This is a genomic window from Bradyrhizobium manausense, assembly GCF_018130615.1.
In the GTDB taxonomy this organism is placed as follows: Bacteria; Pseudomonadota; Alphaproteobacteria; order Rhizobiales; family Xanthobacteraceae; genus Bradyrhizobium; species Bradyrhizobium manausense_A.
On sequence record NZ_JAFCKB010000008.1, the window covers coordinates 313,551 to 332,060 of the forward strand.

The following is an 18,510-nucleotide window of genomic DNA, read 5'->3' on the forward strand; positions in this document are numbered from 1 at the left end:
AGCCATGTCGGTAAGGTCTAAGGTCATCGAAGCGATCCAGCAGATCGCCAAGGAGCAGAACGTCAAGCTTCCCGCACTCTCGGACGATCTGTCGCTGCACGAAACGGGCTTCGACTCGCTCGCCTTCGCGATCCTGGTCGCGCGTCTCGAGGACGAAACCGGCGTCGATCCCTTCACCATTTCCGAGGACGCTGCGTTCCCCGCCACCGTAGGCGATTTCGTGCGGGCCTACGAAAATGTCCCCGCGTGAGATCTTTGCGCTCCGTGACTATCTCGGCGCGGAGCTAAAGGGCCGTACGCTGTCGGACGCGCACCATGTGGTGTCGCTGACTGATATCCTGTCGCGGACCGTGCTGGGTGGCCGCTTGCGCGATCTGTCCGGCCGCGCCGTCTTGCTGAGGCTGTCAGACCAGCTCAGGTCTGGCATTGCCATGATCGAGCTCGACGGCATCGCACGTCGCATGCTGTTGTGCCCGCCGGATCTCAATCCCGCGCATCTGGACGCGCTGATCGCGGATGCCGGGATCGATGCCGTCGTCACCGACGAGCCCGATCGCTGGGCCGCGACCGGCGTGTCGCTGGTCGTCACCGCACAATTGCCGCTTCAAGCCACGCCACCCCCGCAGACCGAGCGCGCGACCGAATGGTTGATGCTCACTTCGGGCACATCGGGCGTGCCGAAGATCGTCGGTCATACGCTGGAGGCACTCACCGGCGCGATCGTTGCCGAAGGCCCCGCCAAGGGGCCCGCGCCGGTCTGGGCCACGTTCTATGACATCCGCCGCTATGGCGGCCTGCAGATTTTCCTCCGCGCGATCCTTTCGGGTGGCTCGATGGTATTGTCGGACCCGCACGAGGCGCTTGCCGACCACATCGCCCGGCTGAATGCACGCGGCGTCTCCCACATCTCCGGCACGCCCTCGCACTGGCGCAAGCTTTTGATGAGCGGTTCGGCGGCGCAATTCGCCCCACGCTATGTTCGCCTCTCCGGCGAGATCGCCGACCAGGCCGTGCTCGACGGCCTCAAGGCCGCATTCCCGAATTCCTCCGTCGGCCATGCCTATGCTTCGACCGAGGCCGGCGTCGGCTTCGCCGTCAATGACGGGCTCGAAGGCTTTCCGGCCAACTATCTCGGCAACCGCAACGGCGTCGAGATGAAGGTCGTCGACGGCTCGCTGCGCATCCGCTCGACGCGAACGGCGCATGCCTATATCGGCCGCAACGCGGCCGCACTCACCGACGGCGACGGGTTCGTCGACAGCGGCGATATCGTGGAATTGCGCGGTGACCGTTACTACTTCGTCGGCCGCCGTGGCGGCATCATCAATATCGGTGGGCTCAAGGTTCATCCCGAAGAGATCGAAGCGGCGATCAACCGCCATCCCGACGTGCGGATGTCGCGGGCAAAATCGCGGCGCAGCCCGATCACGGGTGGCATCGTCGTCGCCGACGTGGTCCTCGCCGATGGCACCGACCAGGCGCGAGCGAAGGAAATCCGCGACCAGATCCTGGATCAGTGCCGCGCGCAGCTCGCCTCGCATAAGGTGCCTGCGGTGATCCGCTTCGTCGAGGCGCTCGAGGTCACCCCGGCCGGCAAACTGGCGCGCACCGATGCATAATGTCCTGGTTACCGGCGGCAGCCGCGGCATCGGTCTTGCGATCGGCAAGCGCTTGGTTGACGCCGGCTACAACGTGATTGCAGCGGCGCGGAGCGAGAGCGACGAGCTCAAGGCCGCGATTGCCGCTTCCGGGGGACGCCTGCATTTCCGCGCCTGCGATCTCGCCGTGATCGACGCGATCCCGGCTTTCGCAAAGCTTGTGCGGAACGAGTTCGGCCCGACCTATGGCCTCGTCAACAATGCGGGCCTTGGTACCGAGGGCCTGCTCGCCACCATGCACAATTCCGAGATCGAGGCGCTGGTGCAGCTCAACGTGCTGTCGCCGATCATCCTCACCAAATATGTCGCCCGCCAGATGATGGCGGATGGCGCCGGCCGCATCATCAGCATCTCGTCGATCATCGCGACGACGGGCTATAACGGGCTCTCGGTCTATGGCGCGACCAAGGCCGCCGCCACCGGCTTTACCCGCTCGCTCGCGCGCGAGGTCGGCAAGCTCGGCATCACCGTGAACGCGATCGCGCCCGGCTTCATCGACACCGAGCTGACGCATAACCTCTCCGAGGATGGCCGCAAGCGCATCGCCGGCCGCAGCGCACTGCGCCGCCTGCCGGAGACCGACGACGTCGCGCGCATGGTGGAGTATCTGCTGGGCGATGGCGGCCGTAACGTGACCGGCACCGTGTTCACGATCGATGCAGGCAATACGGCTTAAGGCGGAACTCCGCCGTCGCAATCGGATTGATCCGGCACAATGACATCGAGCCGGATTTGGTCGTAAGATGTCTCGTAATCGATTGGGTTACGTCAATCGAACTGCCCTAAAAGCCAGGGAGCAGTCTATGGCCCCTCCTCATATGACCGTTGCGGGTCACGGCCGGACACCTGCGGAGCCATCGCCGGCGAAATCGGACGATGTCCGTTGCCCGCCGATGTCGCATCAAAACTCCGGCAGCCACGGCCACGAAATGTATCCGCAGCAATTCGTGCGGCTGATCGGCTGTCATGATGCGCCGGCACCCGGTTTGCGCAAGCGCCAGGATGAGAAGCTGCACTAGCGCGCAGGCGCCTACGTCTGGGGTTTCGGCAGATCAATCCGCTCGTGCGAGAATTCCGGCGGCCCCTCGGTCAAGCGGCGGATGCGGCGTTCGCGTTCGTCGGCTGGCAGGGCGGGATCGAGCAGTCCCTCGAGCTCGTGCACGGCGATTTCTTCGATCCTGGCGGCATCCGATGCGACCGCGACGTGTGGTGACGTCGGCGTCGCCGGGGCGATCTTGAGACCCAGCTCGACCAGCTTGCAGATCGCACCCGCACGCGACAAATGCTGCGCCTCGGCCCAGGCATCCACGGCCGCAGTCAGCCCTTCCGGCATCTTGACGGCACTGATGATGTCGAGGTCGGTACGTCGACGTACCGGAGGTGTGGAATCCTTGCTGCCGAAGTCAGACACCTCGATTGTCCCGTGCAAGCCTCTGAGAAGATTTAACCCTAAGCGCGATTGCCGGCCGGCTGTTTGATGCCGATCAAGAACGACGTGCGGCATTGCGGCGCGGCGGGACCTTGTTGTCCGGCATCATTTCGGCCAATGATCGGGCCTCGAAAAGGAGGCGCCCGGCGAACCCGGATCGATCCTGCCACGTATCTCGTTCGGTCGCGCTTCCCAACCATCCGGCATCAGGCGATGATCCCAGGCAAGTCCTTTTACAGCAGCATCCCTGTCTTCCGCGGCTTCACCAGCCTGATGGAGCCGAAGCTCTATTCCCCGCTGCCGGAGGACTGGAGCATCGGCGTCGCCGACATCGTCGATTCCACCAAGGCGATCGCGGCGCAGCGCTACAAGGCGGTCAACATGGCTGGCGCTGCCGTGATCGCGGCCGTGACCAACGCGCTGGGAGGGCGCGAATTTCCCTTCGTGTTCGGCGGCGACGGTGCAAGTTTTGCGATCGCGCCTGGCGATCTCGACGCTGCGCGCGAGGCGCTGGCCGCAACCGCGACCTGGGTGCGGGAGGATCTCGATCTGAAGATGCGTGTTGCGCTGGTGCCTGTGAGCGCCATCCGCGCGCAGGGCCTGGACGTGCGCGTCGCTCGCTTCGGCCCGTCGGCCAATCTGTCCTATGCGATGTTCTCCGGCGGAGGGCTCGCCTGGGCCGACGCCGCGATGAAGCGCGGTGAGTTCGCCGTCACCGAGGCGCCGCGGGGCACGCAGCCCGATCTCTCGGGCCTGTCCTGCCGCTTCGAGGTGATTCCGGCCTCGCGCGGACTGATCCTGTCGGTGCTGGTGATGCCGGCGGCGGGCGCCGATCCGCTGGCGTTCCGCAAGGTGATCGAGGACATCATCCATCTCGTCGAGCGCAGTCCGGAGTCCGGCCGTCCCGTGCCGCCGCAGGGGCCGCCGCTGAAATGGCCGCCGCAAGGCCTGGACTACGAGGCCCGGGCGATCCGTGGCGGGTCGCTATTCAAGCGCCGCGCCAGCCTGCTCGCCTTTACGTTTTTCGCTTATGTCCTGATGCGCTTCGACATCAAGGTCGGCGGCTTCCTGCCAAAGGTCTACAAGCGCCAGGTGGTCGAGAATTCCGACTTTCGCAAATATGACGACGGCCTGCGCATGATCCTCGACTGCACGCCGGAGCTCGAGCGTACGCTGAGCGATCGTCTCGCGACGGCGGCCCGCGAGGGCATCGTGCGCTACGGCCTTTATCAGCAGGACGCGGCGATGATGACCTGCTTCACGCCCTCGGCGCTGCGCAGCGACCACGTGCACTTCATCGACGGCGCGCGCGGCGGTTACGCCTCGGCGGCGACGGCCTTGAAGGCGATGGCGGCGGCCGCGAGCTAATTAGCGTCCTGCCCGCGACCAGGTCTCGCCGCCGCAGAGCGCGCCGACGCAGCCTTCGACCCTCAAGGTCTCTGCGCCCGTGAGGGAGACGCTGCTCGCATAGGTGCTGCCGTCGTCGGCATTGTAGATCTGGCCCGACCATTTGTTCGGGCCCGAAGGCTGCATGCCGGAGAACAGCGGCAGTCCGATCATCGGACGCTTGGCGAGTGCGGGATTGGGATTTTTGCTGTCGGTCGCGGGCTGGCCGGTCGCGGTGTCGTGCGGCTCGCGCAGCCAGACGATGACACCGCAAATACCGCCGCCGCATTTGCTGATCTTCACGCGCGCATCGCCCGCCTGGGTCAGCCAGGTCCCGCTCGCATCGGCACTTTGCGCATGCGCGACGGTCGCGCCGAGGAGAGCAACCAGGAGGACGGAGAGCATGGCGAATCGGTCGAACATGGAGAGAGCCCCGAAAATGGAGGCGCCTCCATAGCAGCCCAGCAGGATAGTGCAACGCTGGATGGAATCACATTGCTGCGTTCATTTGCCCCGGAGAACGTCTCACCAAGGCAGGCCGCAAAGGTCGATGGTGCCGAGCGTCGGCGCGCGCACGATGTCGAACACGTAGGGCGCCGTGCAATCGAAGCGGACGCGCCCCTCCGGCTGCTCGCAATAGACCTCGCCCTTGAAGGACTGCCATTTGCGGGCCTCGTAGAACGCGACATTGTGCGGCTCGCAGAACAGGAGCGCAAAGCGGACCGCCTCGTTGGCGCGCATGGTATGCACGGCTGCGTCGATCGCCATGGTAGCATAGCCGCGGCCGCGGCGATCCTCGCGCGTACAGACGCCGCCGATGCCGCCGACATGCGCCTTCTGTCCATTCCAGGTGATGGTGCGGAAATAGATGCCGGCATGGCAGACGAGGCCGTCCTCAGGCGTCTCGATCAGTACGCGGAGATCGGGATTCGCCCATTTGATATGGCCCCAGGGCAGCTTCTCTACCACATCGCTCGGATAGACTGCCTTGAAAAGCGGTTGTGCGATCGGCCATGAGGCGTCGCCGTTCAAAATGTCGATCTCGATGCTCATGGCTCTGCCTTGCGGTCCCCGGCTGCGTGGTGCATTCGTTCTGTCATAAGCGCTTCAAAGGCAATGATATTTTGCAGCACCCTTGGGTCAACATCCACTTGCCTGCGGCGAAGTTGTGCAATCAATCCACGCGATCGCATCGCGCCTTTTCGCAAATTGGCGGTATTTAACGGCGCAGGAACCTTCTATAAGGGGTGACCGTTAGAACGTTCCCCACCAGTTGCGGACAAGAACCCATGACATTCACGCTGCCCCCTCTCCCTTACGCCTATGACGCCCTCGGCCAGTTCATGTCGAAGGAAACGCTCGAATTCCACCACGACAAGCATCATCAGGCCTACGTCACCAACGGCAACAACGCGCTCAAGGGCACCGAATGGGAAGGCAAATCCCTTGAGGAGATCGTCAAGGGCTCGTTCGGCAAGAATCCCGCGGTGTTCAACAACGCCGGCCAGCACTACAACCACATCCACTTCTGGAGCTGGATGAAGCCCAATGGCGGCGGTACCAAGCTGCCGGGCAAGCTCGAGAAGAAGATCAACGAGGACCTCGGCGGCTTCGAGAAGTTCAAGACCGACTTCCAGGCGGCCGGCGTCGGCCAGTTCGGCTCCGGCTGGTGCTGGCTCCAGGTCAAGAACGGCAAGCTCGAGATCTCCAAGACCCCGAACGGCGAGAACCCGCTGGTGCACGGAGCCACGCCGATCCTCGGCTGCGACGTCTGGGAGCACTCCTACTACATCGATTATCGCAACCGCCGCCCCGACTATCTCAAGGCTTTCGTCGAGAACCTCGTGAACTGGGAATACGTCGAGTCCCTGTTCGACAAGGCGTAAGGCGCTGTCGTCATCCCGGGGCGATGCGCAGCATCGAACCCGGGATCTCGAGATTCTCAGGTGCGCAACGGCGCACCAGAGTTCGGCTTCGCCGCCCCGGAATGACGGAAGTAAAAAAGGCGGCCGCTCACGCGGCCGCCTTTTGCTGGTGCGAACCAGCCCTGCGTGGCGCGGGCACGGGTCTGTCATCACATCGTTTGCATCACCTCGGGCGCGCCCTTAATCAGGACGGGCATCCCCCTCGAGCTTCCACACCCATTGTCAGAACCTTCCCCGAACAGTCCGGCGCCTGCCGAGGACGCGGAGTCCGAGCCGCGGCCGGGGCGCGTTCGCACGCCGATCGGCTGGTCGACGATCATCATCGCAGTGCTGGTGGCCGTGAGCGCAGGACTGGTCTGGCGGCGTGACGGCGCCGATGGCGTTCTCGACATCCTCACCCACGACCTCTCGCTGTTTGGAGGCATCCTGCCGCGTGTGCTGGCGGGATGCCTGCTCGGCGCCTTCATCTCGGAGATCCTGCCGCATGAAAAAGTCTCGCGCTCGCTCGGCCCGAAATCCGGCCTGATGGGCCTTCTGATCGGCACCGCCTTTGGTGCGATCCTGCCTGGTGGTCCCTTCACCGCCTATCCGGTGGCAAGCGCGCTGCTCGCGGTCGGCGCCGATTTCGGCGCCACCATCGCCATGGTCGTGAGCTGGACCCTGATCGGTTACGGCCGCGCAGTCGCCTGGGAAATCCCGATCATGGGCACCGACTTCACGCTGTGGCGGATTGTGATCTCGCTGCCGCTGCCGGTGCTTGCCGGCGCGCTCGGTCGCTTCGTCTATGTCCGGCTCTACCCGAAGCGCGACAGCGACGAGGATGCCGCATGAGCGCGGCGCTCCTGATCGACATCCTGTTGTGGGGCTCGGTGTTCGGCGTCGGCCTGATTGCCTTCCGCCGTGGTCCCCCGGTGTTCAAGGCCTCGCTGCGCGAAGGCTCGATGGACTTCATCAACATCGTGCCGCGGATCGCACTCGGCGTGATCGGCTCCGGCTATATCGCAGCCATCATTCCGCAGGAGGTGATCACCGGCTGGCTGGGGCCCGACAGCGGCTGGCTCGGGGTGGCGACAGCCGTGGTCGCCGGCGCGGCCACCCCCGGCGGTCCCGTGATCGGCTTTTCGATCGGCACGGTCGCCCTGAAATCCGGCGGCGGGGTACCCCAGGTGGTCGCCTATGTCGTCGCCTGGGCCCTGTTTGCCTTCCAGCGGGTGATTCTGTGGGAAATCCCGTTCATGCCGGCCCGCTTCGTCTGGTTCCGCTGCGCCGTCTCGGTGCCGTTCCCGTTCGTGGCCGCCGCCATCGCCATGCTGATCGGCAGGCCCTGACCGAGGCGTGGACGCTTGCGATGCAAGGCATCGACCTATGGTGCGCAATTGCGCACCGGAGAATCTCGAGATTCCGTGTTCGCTACTCTGTAGCGCCCCGGAATGACGCCGCTGGGTCGTGGACAGATGTAATGTTATAATATAACGTCTCTGGCATGGTTCCCGCCGCGTCCCACGCCCACCACCACGACCATGCTCATGGCCATTCCGAAGGTCACTCCCACGACCATGGGCATACGCACGGGCACGACCACACCCACGCCCATGTCCACGACGCGGCCTCGCCGCATCCGGCCCAGGACGCGCCCTGGTCGATCCTGCGCATGACCATGGCCGGCCGTCTTGCGGCCGCCATGGCCGTCTGCGCCGTGCTCTGGGGCATCGTATGGCTGGCGATGAGATGACCATGGCACAGCTCGCATTCCGCAACGTCACACTCGGCTATGACCGTCATCCGGCCGTGCACCATCTCAACGGCGAGGTCGCGTCGGGCGCGCTGGTCGCCTTGATCGGCCCCAACGGCGCCGGCAAGTCGACGCTGCTGCGCGGCATTGTCGGCATCCTCAAGCCGCTCGACGGCAGCATCCATCTCGGCGGGTTAGACGCCCGCGACATCGCCTATCTGCCACAGAGCGCGGACATCGACCGCACCTTCCCGATCTCGGTATTCGATTTCGTCGGCACCGGGCTGTGGCGCGGGACTGGCCTGTTCGGCGGCATCGGCAGGGCCGCGCGCGAAAAGATACTGCGCGCGATCGCCTCCGTCGGGCTCAACGGCTTCGAGAACCGCCCGATCGGAACGCTCTCGGGCGGGCAGATGCAGCGCGTTCTCTTCGCCCGCGTGCTGCTCCAGGATGCGCGCCTGATCGTGCTCGACGAACCCTTCAACGCCATCGATAGCAAGACCACGGCCGATCTGCTCGCGCTGGTGAAGCACTGGCACGCCGAGGGCCGCACCGTGCTGGCCGCGCTGCACGACATGGAGATGGTGCGCGCGCACTTCAGCGAGACATTGATTTTGGCGCGGGGCCCCGTGGCGTGGGGACCGACGGTGGAGGTGCTGACGCCGGAGAACCTGATGGTCGCGATGCGGATGTGCGAGGCTTTTGACGACAGTGCCACGGCCTGCGCCGAGGATGGACGCCGGCGGGCGGCATGATATCCGATGATCTATGATGCGCTGATCGGCCCGTTCACCGAATTCGAGTTCATGCGGCGGGCGCTTGCCGCCGTGATCGCGCTGTCGCTGGCGGGCGCGCCAATAGGTGTGTTCCTGATGCTGCGGCGGATGAGTCTCGTCGGCGATGCCATGGCGCACGCGATCCTGCCCGGCGCGGCCATCGGCTTTCTGCTGTCCGGCCTCAATCTGTTCGCGATGACGGCCGGCGGGCTGATTGCGGGCTTTGCGGTGGCGATCCTCGCCGGCGTGGTCGCGCGCTCGACCGGGCTGAAAGAGGACGCCTCGCTCGCGACCTTCTATCTGGCCTCGCTGGCGCTGGGCGTGACCATCGTCTCGATCAAGGGCACCAACATCGACCTGTTGCATGTGCTGTTCGGCAACATTCTCGCGATGGATGACCAGACGCTGCTGGTGGTCGCCTTCAACGCCACGGTGACGCTACTGGTGCTCGCCGTGATCTATCGGCCTCTGGTGATCGAGAGCGTTGATCCCTTGTTCTTGCGCACCGTCAGCCGCGCCGGCGGGCCTGCGCATCTCGCCTTCCTCGCTCTCGTCGTCATCAACCTCGTCAACGGCTTTCAGGCGCTCGGCACGTTGCTGGCGGTGGGCCTGATGATCCTGCCGGCCGGCATTGCGCGGTTCTGGTCGCGCGATCTCACGGTGATGATCTGCATCGCCGTGATCGCCGCGGCTGTCTCCGGTTATGCCGGCCTCGTGCTGTCGTTCCAGACCCGCGTGCCCTCGGGCCCTGCGATTATTCTTGTGGCGACGGTGTTCTACATCGTCTCCATCCTGTTCGGCCGCGTCGGCGGCATCGTCAGGCAGATGTTTCCCGGCCGGCATCTGGAGGCGTGACGGTGCGTTTCCTGCTGCTCTTTGCTTTGCTGCTGATCGCCTCGCCCCTGCAGGCCGCGGACCGGCTCAATGTCATCGCGAGCTTCTCGATCCTCGGCGACTTCGTTCGTACGGTCGGCGGCGACCGCATCAATCTGACAATACTGGTCGGTCCTGACAGCGACGTCCACGTCTACACGCCGGCGCCGGCCGATGCGAAGCGGGTCGCGGAGGCGAGGCTTGTCATCGTCAACGGGCTCGGGCTGGAGGGCTGGCTGCCGCGTCTCGTGCAGTCCGCAGGCAGCAAGGCTCAGGTGGTCACGGCGAGCGCCGGCATTGCGCCGCTAAAACTCGGCTCGGCGGCCGATCCCCACGCCTGGCAGTCCGTGCCCAATGCCAAGGTCTACGTGACCGACATCGTCAACGCGCTGGCCACCGCTGACCCGGATGATGCCGAGTTCTTTCACACCCAGGCCAAGGCCTATCTGGAAAAGCTCGAAGTCCTCGACCGCGAGGTCCGGGACGCCGTGGCCAAAATTCCGCCGGAACGGCGCAAGGTGATCTCGACCCATGACGCCTTCGGCTATTTCGCCGCCGAATACGGTGTCCAGTTCGTCGCCCCCCTGGGCGTCTCCACCGAAACCGAGCCCAGCGCGCGGGACATCGCCGCCATCATCGGCCAGATCAAGACCCAAAAAATCCGGGCGGTATTTCTGGAAAATATCAACGACGACCGCCTGATCCGCCGGATCGCGGCCGAGACCGGCGCCAAGGTCGGCGGGACCTTGATTTCGGACGGTTTGACCGGCGAAAAGGGGGCCGCACCCACTTACATTGACATGGTCAGGCACAATATAAAGGCCCTGACCAGCGCGCTTGACCATTAGGGCAGGGGGCCACCCCGCCGCCTCGCGTCGCGCGGAAAAGCCCGATCCGGAGTTGTTATGTCTGAAGCGACCGCCTCCAAAATCCCCGTGACCGTCCTGACCGGCTATCTCGGTGCCGGCAAGACCACGCTGCTCAACCGCATCCTGTCGGAGAACCACGGCAAGAAATACGCCGTCATCGTCAACGAGTTTGGCGAGATCGGCATCGACAACGACCTCATCATCGGCGCCGATGAGGAAGTGTTCGAAATGAACAACGGCTGCATTTGCTGCACCGTGCGCGGCGACCTCGTCCGCATCATGGACGGCTTGATGAAGCGCAAGGGCAAGTTCGACGCCATTATCGTCGAGACCACCGGCCTTGCCGATCCGGCGCCGGTCGCCCAGACCTTCTTCGTCGACGAGGACGTGCAGAAGAACGCCCGCCTCGATGCGGTGGTCACGGTGGCCGACGCCAAATGGCTGTCCGACCGGCTCAAGGACGCGCCCGAGGCCAAGAACCAGATCGCGTTCGCCGACGTCATCGTGCTGAACAAGACCGATCTCGTCACCAAGCCCGAGCTTGCCGAGGTTGAGGCCCGCATTCGCGGTATCAACCCCTACGCGAAACTCCACCGCACCGAGCGCTGCTCGGTGGCGCTGGCGGATGTGCTCGACCGCGGCGCGTTCGATCTCGATCGTATCCTCGACATCGAGCCCGACTTCCTGGAGGCCGACGATCATGACCACGACCATGATCATCACCATCATCACGACCATCATCACCATGATCACAGTCATGGCCTGAAGCACTATCACGACGAGGACATGCAGTCGCTGTCGCTCAAGACCGACAAGCCGCTCGATCCGAACGTGTTCATGCCCTGGCTGCAGAACCTGGTGCAGGTCGAGGGCGGCAAGATCCTGCGCTCCAAAGGCATCCTCGCCTTCCACGACGACGACGACCGCTACGTCTTCCAGGGCGTCCACATGATGCTGGAGGGCAACCATCAGCGGAAGTGGAAGGAGGGCGAGCCGCGCGAGAGCCGCCTCGTCTTCATCGGCCGTGAATTGCCGGAAAAGGCCATTCGCGAAGGTTTCGAGAGCTGCATCGTCTCGTGATGAAAGAGTTCACGCCGGCCCCCGATTCCGCCTCGATCGTCTCCGTCACCGACAAGGTCAAGCCGGTTACGCTCGGCATGGGCGTGACCTCGGTGCATTTCCTTGGCCCCCGCGCCGCCTTCGTCGGCGGCGAGGAGAATGTCGCGTTCGTCGACGCCAAGGGCGAGATCACCACGGTTGCCGTGCACAGCGGCGGCATTCTCTCGACGGCAAGTGACGGCAAGCGCCTTGTCATGGGCGGCGACGACGGCAAGGTCGTCTCGCTCGACGCCAAGGGCGAGGTGGCGCTGCTCGCGACCGACCCGAAGCGGCGCTGGATCGACGCGGTGGCGCTGCACGCCGACGGCGCCTTCGCCTGGTCGGCCGGCAAGACGGCGACCGTCAAGAGCGGCAAGAACGACGAAAAGTCGCTCGAGGTGCCCTCGACTGTCGGTGGTCTCGCTTTCGCGCCGAAGGGACTTCGGCTTGCGATCGCGCATTACAACGGCGCGACGCTGTGGTTTCCGAACATGGAAGGATCGGCCGAATTCCTGCCCTGGGCCGGCTCACATCTCGGCGTCACCTTCAGCCCCGATAACAAGTTTCTGGTCACCTCGATGCACGAGGCGGCGCTGCACGGCTGGCGGCTCGCCGACAACAGGCACATGCGCATGACCGGCTATCCCGGCCGCGTCCGCTCGATGTCCTGGAGCGCGGGCGGCAAGGGGCTCGCGACCTCGGGCGCCGACACCGTCATCATCTGGCCGTTCGGCAGCAAGGACGGCCCGATGGGCAAGGAGCCCGCGATGCTCGCGCCGCTGCAGGCCCGCGTGTCTGTCGTCGCCTGCCATCCGAAGAACGACATCCTCGCCGCCGGCTACAGCGACGGCACCGTGCTGATGGTGAGGATGGAGGACGGCGCGGAGATTCTGGTCCGCCGCAATGGTACGCCCCCCGTCGCGGCGCTTGCCTGGAATGCCAAGGGCTCGCTGCTGGCGTTCGCTGACGAAAATGGGGACGGTGGACTTCTGGAGCTTTAATCCGTCATCATTCCGGCCGTATAGGGAATCATGCGATTCCTGACGACTTTCCAGCTTGCTGATTTTGCCGACACGCTGGTCAGCCTGACCACAGCCTTCGTGCTGGGCACGCTGATCGGCGCCGAGCGGCAGTATCGCCAGCGTACAGCCGGCCTGCGTACCAATGTGCTGGTCGCGGTTGGCGCCGCCGCCTTTGTCGATCTCGCCATGCATCTGGACGGCGCGGACGGTGCCGTGCGGGTGATCGCCTATGTCGTGTCGGGCATCGGCTTTCTCGGTGCCGGCGTCATCATGAAGCAAGGCATGGACGTGCGCGGGCTCAACACTGCGGCGACGCTGTGGGCCTCGGCCGCGGTCGGCTCCTGCGCCGGTGCCGACATGGTTGCGCAGGCTGTCGCGCTGACCGTGTTTGTCATCGCCGGCAACACCATGCTGCGTCCGCTGGTCAATGCCATCAACCGCATCCCTCTGAACGAGAAGGCGATCGAAGCGACCTACTACTTCAAGCTCGCGGTTGCGGCCGATGCGCTACCCGACATGCGCGACCGCCTGGTCGACAAGCTCGAGGTCGCGAAATATCCGGTGGCCGATGTCGATGTCGTCGAGATCGGTGACGACATTCTGGAGATCGTGGCAAAGCTGGTCGCAACCGCGGTCGATCCGAACGAGCTGAACGCGTTGGCGACCGATCTCCAGCACTTGCCCGGCGTGCGCCACGCCACCTGGGAAGTCAGCACGACGGAATAAACGCGGCCTTTTGGCGCGACTGAGCGGTTCCCGCTTCGCCGGGTGCGGAACCGCCGTCGCAGAAATTCGTTGATCCCGCGGACAAAGGCGGTGATCGACATGCCCGGCCCAAACGACAAGCGAAATCTGAAGCTCGACCTGACGATTGCCTGTTCGCTGTTCGCGGCAGGCGTTGTGGTGTCAGCGATGTCACTGGCGCAAATCCGCGCCCAGAACAGGGTGGAGCTGGCACAGGCAACACAGCCTTTGCAGGGCACGCCGTCCAACGATCGGGACAAGACGCCCGCCGAGGCCAAACCCGGCGGTGAGCGCCCGACCACGCCGGCGCCCGAACCCGCGCGCCCCGATCCGCAGACGCAGGGCGCGGCAGGTGCGGCCAAGCCGGCGCTGCCACCGGCCCCGGCCGAAAAGGTCGCGCCGCCAATCAAGGACAAGTAGCCGCGACGGCCAGCCTATTCTGACACGTATGTGACAACTGATACCGATTTAACGATCTCGCCTCGGCGCGCGGCTCGCTCCATAATCCGCCGAACCAACGACAGATGGGGCTCCCATGAAGATCGAGGACGTTCGCCGTACCGCATATTCGATGCCGCTCACCAACCCGTCTTTCCCGCCGGGGCCATACCGCTTCTTCGACCGCGAATATTTCATCATCACCTACCGGACCGATCCCGAAGCCCTCGCCGCCATCGTGCCCGAGCCACTCGAGGTAGCGGAGCCGGTGGTGAAATACGAATTCATCCGCATGCCCGACTCGACCGGCTTCGGCGACTACACCGAGACCGGGCAGGTGATCCCGGTCCGGTTCAAGGGCGAGCTGGGCGCCTACACCCACGCGATGTATCTCGACGACGAGGGGCCGATCGCCGGCGGCCGCGAGCTGTGGGGCTTTCCGAAGAAGCTGGCGCGGCCGAAGATCGAGGTCGAGAGCGATGTGTTGGTCGGCTCGCTGCATTATGGTTCGGTGCTCTGTGCCTCCGCGACCATGGGCTACAAGCACCGCAAGGTCGACCATGACGTGGTGCTGCAGTCGATGGCGGCGCCGAACTTTATCCTGAAGATCATCCCACACGTCGACGGCTCAACGCGGATTTGCGAGCTGGTGCGCTTCCATCTCGAGGACATCACGCTGAAGGAAGCCTGGACAGGCCCCGCCGCGCTCGGCCTGTTCCCTCACGCGCTCTGCGATGTCGCCCGGCTGCCGGTGCGCGAGGTGGTCTCGGCGCTGCACTTCAAAGCCGATTTGACGCTGGGACTCGGCAGCGTGGCGTTCGACTACATGGCGAAGTGACGTGAGTGGGCGGGGCGCGGCATGACGCGCCCCGGCCCGCTATTAATGCACCGCGTCGTTCGGCAAGAGCGCCGCAAACGCCTGATCGAGTGCGGTATCGGCCTTTGCGAGCTTGTCGCGCTGGGCGGCAAGCCAGAGCTTGTCGGCATCGAGGCGCTGCTGGGCCACCTTGAGCATACGTGCAGTCTCCTCCGGCTGCGGACCGCCGACGCCCTTGGTGTGCGCCACGATCCATTCCGGTGACATCACCTCCCTGAATTCGGCCTCGCTCATCGGGAAGGGTCTCGCCGGCATGTTGAATTTGGCAAGCGTCTTGGCGAAGAGGTCGGTCACTTCGCTGAAGGGTATGGTCTTGGGCGTGAGGTCTAGCGGCCGCGCATAGCTGACCATCTGTGATGCAAAGCCATGCCCGACGCGGAACGGGATCTGGTGCGCCTGCAACAGCAGCTCGGCGAGGTTCATTGTCGAAGTCCAGTCGCTCTCCAGCTCTTCCTTGGCGCGGACCTTGTTGACCACGATTGCATCGAACACCCGGTCGGTCGCGGCGACCATCTTGATGGCACGCGGGAACAGGCCGATATCCTCGGACTGGGCCTTGGAATCGACCATGCCCGACATGACGTTGTGGGCGCTGATCGACACTGCCCCCGACAGCCCCACCACATCTGAAGCTGCGATCCTCGCCTGCATGATCAGACCCGGATTGCGCTTCTGTGGCATCGAGCTGCTGGTGTAGGTCGAGCCCTCCTGCAGCAAAAGCCACGGTCGCACCTCGGCGTATTGCGTATGCAGATCCTGCATCATCACCCCGATGCGGATGGCGGCCGAATTGGCGATCGCGGTGGCCTCGAGCTGGTTGTCGAATGGGATCACCTGGTTGGCGTCCATCGAATTCTCGACGACGCCGTCAAAGCCGAGCAGCTGGGCGAGGCGCGTGCGGTTCAGCGGCCAGATCGAGCCGGACATGACGCCGACGCCCATCGGGCTGAGGTTGAGCCGGCGATAGGCCTCGCTGACGCGCTGCTGGTCGCGCTCGAACGATTCCTCATAGGCCAGCAGGTAATGACCATAGGTGATCGGCACCGCCTGCACACCGTTGGTGTAGCCGGGCATCAATGCATCGAGATTGTCAGCCGCCTTGGCGAGCAGCTTGGCACGCAAGCCGAGCAATGCTTCGGCAAAATCCAGCGTCTGGTTCCGCAGTTTGGCAGCGCGATAGGTCGCGTACATGTCCTGACGGCTGCGCCCGGCGTGGATGACGGAGGCCTCCTCGCCGACCTTGTCGGTCATGATCTTCTCGATCTGAAGGACGTCGCTCGGGCGCTTGCCATCGGGCTCACGCGCCTGGCGGATCGTGTAGTCCACGCCCCCGGCGATCAGCTGACCGGTGTTTTTCGGGAAGATGCCTTCCTCCACCAGCATCACGGTGGAGGCCTTGTTGATCTTGTTGAGCCAGTAGAACTGGTCCTCGGCTGCGTCCGATTTGCTGGTCGAGGGTTGCGCGCCGCTGGGGGCGTTGGCGCCGATCTTGGCGGCGCTTTCGTTGCATTCCTGCGTGGTCTTGCAGGGCAACTGACCGGTATCCGCGGCCAATGCGTGGGACGCGATCAGGAGGCTGACGCCTCCCGCGATGCAGGCGATATTCTTCATGCGGACCTCCCGGTTGCCGTGCGACCGGGCGGTTGGTTAGCATCCGGGCTGGCGGAAGGCTATTAGCCTCCCGTTCATCGCGGCCCGGACAGGTGCGCCTGTCAGCGCACCAGGATGTTCTTGAACTGCCAGGGATCGCTGGTGTCGATGTCTTCCGGGAACAGTCCCGGACGATCCGTCAGCGGCGTCCAGTCGGTGTAGAACCCCTTCACCGGGCCCAGATACGGCAGCTGGATTTCCAGCAGGCGATCGAAATCCAGTTCGTCGGCTTCGACGATGCCTTCGTTCGGATTCTCCAGCGCCCACACCATGCCGCCGAGCACGGCGGAGGTTACCTGCAGGCCGGTGGCGTTCTGATAGGGCGCGAGCGCCCGGGTCTCTTCGATCGAGAGCTGCGAGCCGTACCAATAGGCATTGTTGTCGTGCCCGAACAGCAGCACGCCGAGCTCGTCGATGCCGTCGATGATCTCGTTCTCGTCCAGGATGTGGTGCTTCTCCTGCATCTTCGCGGCGCGGCCGAACATTTCGTGCAGCGACAGCACGGCGTCGTCGGCTGGGTGATAGGCGTAGTGGCAGGTCGGCCGGTAGATCGCCTTGCCTGACACGTCACGCACCGTGAAGTAATCGGAGATCGAGATCGACTCGTTGTGGGTGACGAGGAAGCCATATTGCGCGCCGCGGGTCGGGCACCAGGTGCGCACGCGCGTGTTGGCGCCGGGCTGCATCAGATAGATGGCCGCGCCGCAGCCGGCTTCGTGGGTCCGCGCATTCTCCGGCATCCACTTTTCGTGGGTGCCCCAGCCGAGCTCGGAGGGCTGCACGCCTTCCGACAGGAAACCTTCCACCGACCAGGTGTTGACGAAGACGTCCGGCTCCTTCGGCGTCTTGGAGCGCTGGGTGTCGCGTTCGGCGATGTGGATGCCCTTGATGCCGGCCTGCCGCATCAGATCCGCCCATTCGGCCTTGGTCTTCGGCTTGGGCGCATTGAGCTTCAGATCGGCGGCAACGTTGAGCAGCGCCTGCTTGACGAAGAAGGAGACCATGCCGGGATTGGCGCCGCAGCAGGAGACGGCCGTGGTCGAGCCCGCGGGACGCGCCTTCTTGGCGGCCAGCGTCACTTCGCGCAGCGCGTAATTGGAGCGGGCTTCCGGGCCCTTCGACGCATCGAAATAGAAGCCGAGCCAGGGCTCGTTGACGGTGTCGATATAGAGCGCGCCGAGCTCGTTGCAGAGCTCCATGATGTCGGTGGAGCCGGTGTCGACCGAGAGATTGACGCAAAAGCCCTGGCCGCCGCCTTCGGTGAGCAGCGGGGTCAGCAGTTCGCGATAATTGTCCTTGGTCACGGCCTTCTGGATGAAGCGCACATTGTGCTTCTCGCAATGCGCCTTGCGGCCCTCGTCCTTGGGATCGATCACGGTGACCCGTGACTTGTCGTAATCGAGATGCCGCTCGATCAGCGGCAGGGTGCCTTTGCCGATGGAGCCGAAGCCGACCATGACGATGGGGCCGGTGATCTTCGCGTAGATCTGCGAGGGGGGGCTCATGGGATGGTTTCTCCGGAACGTGCTGGCGGACAATTGGTGAGGGTTGGATCAGGCGCTGCGGCGCTTGGCGGTGGCTTCGATCTCGACCTTCATCTCGGGCTTGTAGAGCGCCGAGACGACGAGGAGCGTGGCGGCCGGGCGGATCTCGCCGAGGACTTCGCCGCAGATGGCGAAATGCGCGTCCGCGTCCTTGATGTCGGTGAGGTAGTAGGTCACGCGGACGATGTCGGCCATCTCGAAGCCGGCCTCCTTCAGGGCGGCTTCGATGGTCTTGAAGCAGTTGCGTGACTGGCTCGTGACATCCGATGGCATCGTCATCGTGGTGTAGTCGTAGCCGGTGGTTCCCGCGACGAAGGCGAACTCGCCGTCAATCACGGCGCGGCTGTAGCCGGCGGTCTTCTCGAAGGGGGAGCCGGTGGAAATCAGGCGACGGGACATGGGTTCGGCCTCGGCTGAATGGGGGGATTTCGTGGCGTTAAACGGCGTTTCCGGGGCTCACGCAACCCCAAAGGAACGGGCTTAGCGCAG

General features: G+C 64.5%; 23 protein-coding genes. 17 read left to right on the plus strand and 6 right to left on the minus strand.

Going from position 1 to position 18,510, the window contains the following annotated elements; all coding sequences use genetic code 11:
• Nucleotides 1-4: 4 nt before the first annotated feature.
• The 4 genes from JQ587_RS18250 to JQ587_RS18265 all read left to right on the plus strand — a co-directional run bounded on the left by JQ587_RS18250 (nucleotide 5) and on the right by JQ587_RS18265 (nucleotide 2,677).
• On the plus strand, nucleotides 5-250 hold the full coding sequence (locus JQ587_RS18250; protein WP_212297276.1) for an acyl carrier protein: 246 nt from the start codon (nucleotides 5-7) through the stop codon (nucleotides 248-250).
• A complete protein-coding gene (locus JQ587_RS18255) occupies nucleotides 237-1,619 on the plus strand; it encodes a class I adenylate-forming enzyme family protein (RefSeq protein WP_212426161.1) in 1,383 nt (460 codons plus the stop codon). Before JQ587_RS18250 ends, JQ587_RS18255 begins: the two co-directional genes overlap by 14 nt.
• On the plus strand, nucleotides 1,612-2,334 hold the full coding sequence (locus tag JQ587_RS18260; RefSeq protein ID WP_212426162.1) for an SDR family NAD(P)-dependent oxidoreductase: 723 nt from the start codon (nucleotides 1,612-1,614) through the stop codon (nucleotides 2,332-2,334). Before JQ587_RS18255 ends, JQ587_RS18260 begins: the two co-directional genes overlap by 8 nt.
• A 127-nt stretch (nucleotides 2,335-2,461) precedes the next feature.
• Nucleotides 2,462-2,677 carry a hypothetical protein gene (locus tag JQ587_RS18265; protein ID WP_212426163.1) on the plus strand — a complete coding sequence of 72 codons (216 nt, stop codon included), beginning with the start codon at nucleotides 2,462-2,464 and terminating at the stop codon, nucleotides 2,675-2,677.
• An 11-nt stretch (nucleotides 2,678-2,688) separates the two neighbouring features.
• Here the strand turns inward: JQ587_RS18265 and JQ587_RS18270 are convergent, their stop codons facing one another.
• Nucleotides 2,689-3,069, minus strand: a complete 381-nt coding sequence (locus JQ587_RS18270) for a hypothetical protein (protein WP_212426164.1) — start codon at nucleotides 3,067-3,069, stop codon at nucleotides 2,689-2,691.
• A gap of 231 nt (nucleotides 3,070-3,300) precedes the next feature.
• Here JQ587_RS18270 and JQ587_RS18275 point away from each other — a divergent pair, with 231 nt between their 5' ends.
• On the plus strand, nucleotides 3,301-4,455 hold the full coding sequence (locus tag JQ587_RS18275; RefSeq protein WP_212426165.1) for a DUF3095 domain-containing protein: 1,155 nt from the start codon (nucleotides 3,301-3,303) through the stop codon (nucleotides 4,453-4,455).
• Here JQ587_RS18275 and JQ587_RS18280 read toward each other — a convergent pair whose 3' ends face one another.
• Both JQ587_RS18280 and JQ587_RS18285 read right to left on the minus strand, forming a co-directional pair.
• Nucleotides 4,456-4,896 (minus strand): DUF2147 domain-containing protein, encoded by a 441-nt coding sequence (locus JQ587_RS18280; protein ID WP_212426166.1) that lies wholly within the window; start codon nucleotides 4,894-4,896, stop codon nucleotides 4,456-4,458.
• 102 nt (nucleotides 4,897-4,998) lie between these two features.
• Nucleotides 4,999-5,526 carry a GNAT family N-acetyltransferase gene (locus JQ587_RS18285; protein WP_212297269.1) on the minus strand — a complete coding sequence of 176 codons (528 nt, stop codon included), beginning with the start codon at nucleotides 5,524-5,526 and terminating at the stop codon, nucleotides 4,999-5,001.
• A gap of 236 nt (nucleotides 5,527-5,762) precedes the next feature.
• Here JQ587_RS18285 and JQ587_RS18290 point away from each other — a divergent pair, with 236 nt between their 5' ends.
• The 12 genes from JQ587_RS18290 (at nucleotide 5,763) to JQ587_RS18345 (ending at nucleotide 14,788) form a co-directional block, all read left to right on the plus strand.
• Nucleotides 5,763-6,359, plus strand: a complete 597-nt coding sequence (locus JQ587_RS18290) for a superoxide dismutase (RefSeq protein ID WP_014491764.1) — start codon at nucleotides 5,763-5,765, stop codon at nucleotides 6,357-6,359.
• Between the two features lie 258 nt (nucleotides 6,360-6,617).
• Nucleotides 6,618-7,229 (plus strand): permease, encoded by a 612-nt coding sequence (locus JQ587_RS18295; RefSeq protein ID WP_212426167.1) that lies wholly within the window; start codon nucleotides 6,618-6,620, stop codon nucleotides 7,227-7,229.
• The gene (locus tag JQ587_RS18300) at nucleotides 7,226-7,726 is read left to right on the plus strand and encodes a hypothetical protein (RefSeq protein ID WP_212297267.1); all 501 of its coding nucleotides are present in this window, start codon (nucleotides 7,226-7,228) and stop codon (nucleotides 7,724-7,726) included. Before JQ587_RS18295 ends, JQ587_RS18300 begins: the two co-directional genes overlap by 4 nt.
• 155 nt (nucleotides 7,727-7,881) lie before the next feature.
• Nucleotides 7,882-8,130: a hypothetical protein gene (locus JQ587_RS18305; RefSeq protein WP_212297266.1), complete on the plus strand. Its 249-nt coding sequence runs from the start codon at nucleotides 7,882-7,884 to the stop codon at nucleotides 8,128-8,130.
• Nucleotides 8,131-8,132: 2 nt separating this feature from the next.
• Nucleotides 8,133-8,885: a metal ABC transporter ATP-binding protein gene (locus tag JQ587_RS18310; RefSeq protein WP_212426168.1), complete on the plus strand. Its 753-nt coding sequence runs from the start codon at nucleotides 8,133-8,135 to the stop codon at nucleotides 8,883-8,885.
• 6 nt (nucleotides 8,886-8,891) lie between these two features.
• On the plus strand, nucleotides 8,892-9,761 hold the full coding sequence (locus JQ587_RS18315; RefSeq protein ID WP_212426169.1) for a metal ABC transporter permease: 870 nt from the start codon (nucleotides 8,892-8,894) through the stop codon (nucleotides 9,759-9,761).
• 2 nt (nucleotides 9,762-9,763) lie between these two features.
• Nucleotides 9,764-10,627: a metal ABC transporter solute-binding protein, Zn/Mn family gene (locus JQ587_RS18320; RefSeq protein ID WP_212426170.1), complete on the plus strand. Its 864-nt coding sequence runs from the start codon at nucleotides 9,764-9,766 to the stop codon at nucleotides 10,625-10,627.
• Between the two features lie 57 nt (nucleotides 10,628-10,684).
• Nucleotides 10,685-11,728, plus strand: coding sequence for a CobW family GTP-binding protein (locus JQ587_RS18325; protein WP_212426171.1), 1,044 nt, complete (start codon nucleotides 10,685-10,687; stop codon nucleotides 11,726-11,728).
• Nucleotides 11,728-12,747 carry a WD40 repeat domain-containing protein gene (locus tag JQ587_RS18330; RefSeq protein ID WP_212426172.1) on the plus strand — a complete coding sequence of 340 codons (1,020 nt, stop codon included), beginning with the start codon at nucleotides 11,728-11,730 and terminating at the stop codon, nucleotides 12,745-12,747. Before JQ587_RS18325 ends, JQ587_RS18330 begins: the two co-directional genes overlap by 1 nt.
• Nucleotides 12,748-12,777: 30 nt before the next feature.
• Nucleotides 12,778-13,494 (plus strand): MgtC/SapB family protein, encoded by a 717-nt coding sequence (locus JQ587_RS18335; protein ID WP_212426173.1) that lies wholly within the window; start codon nucleotides 12,778-12,780, stop codon nucleotides 13,492-13,494.
• A 99-nt stretch (nucleotides 13,495-13,593) separates the two neighbouring features.
• Nucleotides 13,594-13,932, plus strand: a complete 339-nt coding sequence (locus tag JQ587_RS18340; protein ID WP_212426174.1) for a hypothetical protein — start codon at nucleotides 13,594-13,596, stop codon at nucleotides 13,930-13,932.
• A gap of 115 nt (nucleotides 13,933-14,047) precedes the next feature.
• Entirely contained in the window at nucleotides 14,048-14,788 is a 741-nt protein-coding gene (locus JQ587_RS18345; RefSeq protein ID WP_212297259.1) for an acetoacetate decarboxylase, read from the plus strand.
• A gap of 42 nt (nucleotides 14,789-14,830) precedes the next feature.
• On the opposite strand, the gene JQ587_RS18350 is transcribed toward JQ587_RS18345, so the two are convergent.
• The 3 genes from JQ587_RS18350 to JQ587_RS18360 all read right to left on the minus strand — a co-directional run bounded on the left by JQ587_RS18350 (nucleotide 14,831) and on the right by JQ587_RS18360 (nucleotide 18,420).
• Nucleotides 14,831-16,438, minus strand: coding sequence for a lyase family protein (locus JQ587_RS18350; RefSeq protein WP_212297258.1), 1,608 nt, complete (start codon nucleotides 16,436-16,438; stop codon nucleotides 14,831-14,833).
• A gap of 101 nt (nucleotides 16,439-16,539) precedes the next feature.
• Complete coding sequence (locus JQ587_RS18355; RefSeq protein ID WP_212426175.1) at nucleotides 16,540-17,982, minus strand: homospermidine synthase; 1,443 nt, start codon at nucleotides 17,980-17,982, stop codon at nucleotides 16,540-16,542.
• A 48-nt stretch (nucleotides 17,983-18,030) separates the two neighbouring features.
• Nucleotides 18,031-18,420, minus strand: a complete 390-nt coding sequence (locus JQ587_RS18360; protein ID WP_212297256.1) for a RidA family protein — start codon at nucleotides 18,418-18,420, stop codon at nucleotides 18,031-18,033.
• Nucleotides 18,421-18,510 lie beyond the last annotated feature (90 nt).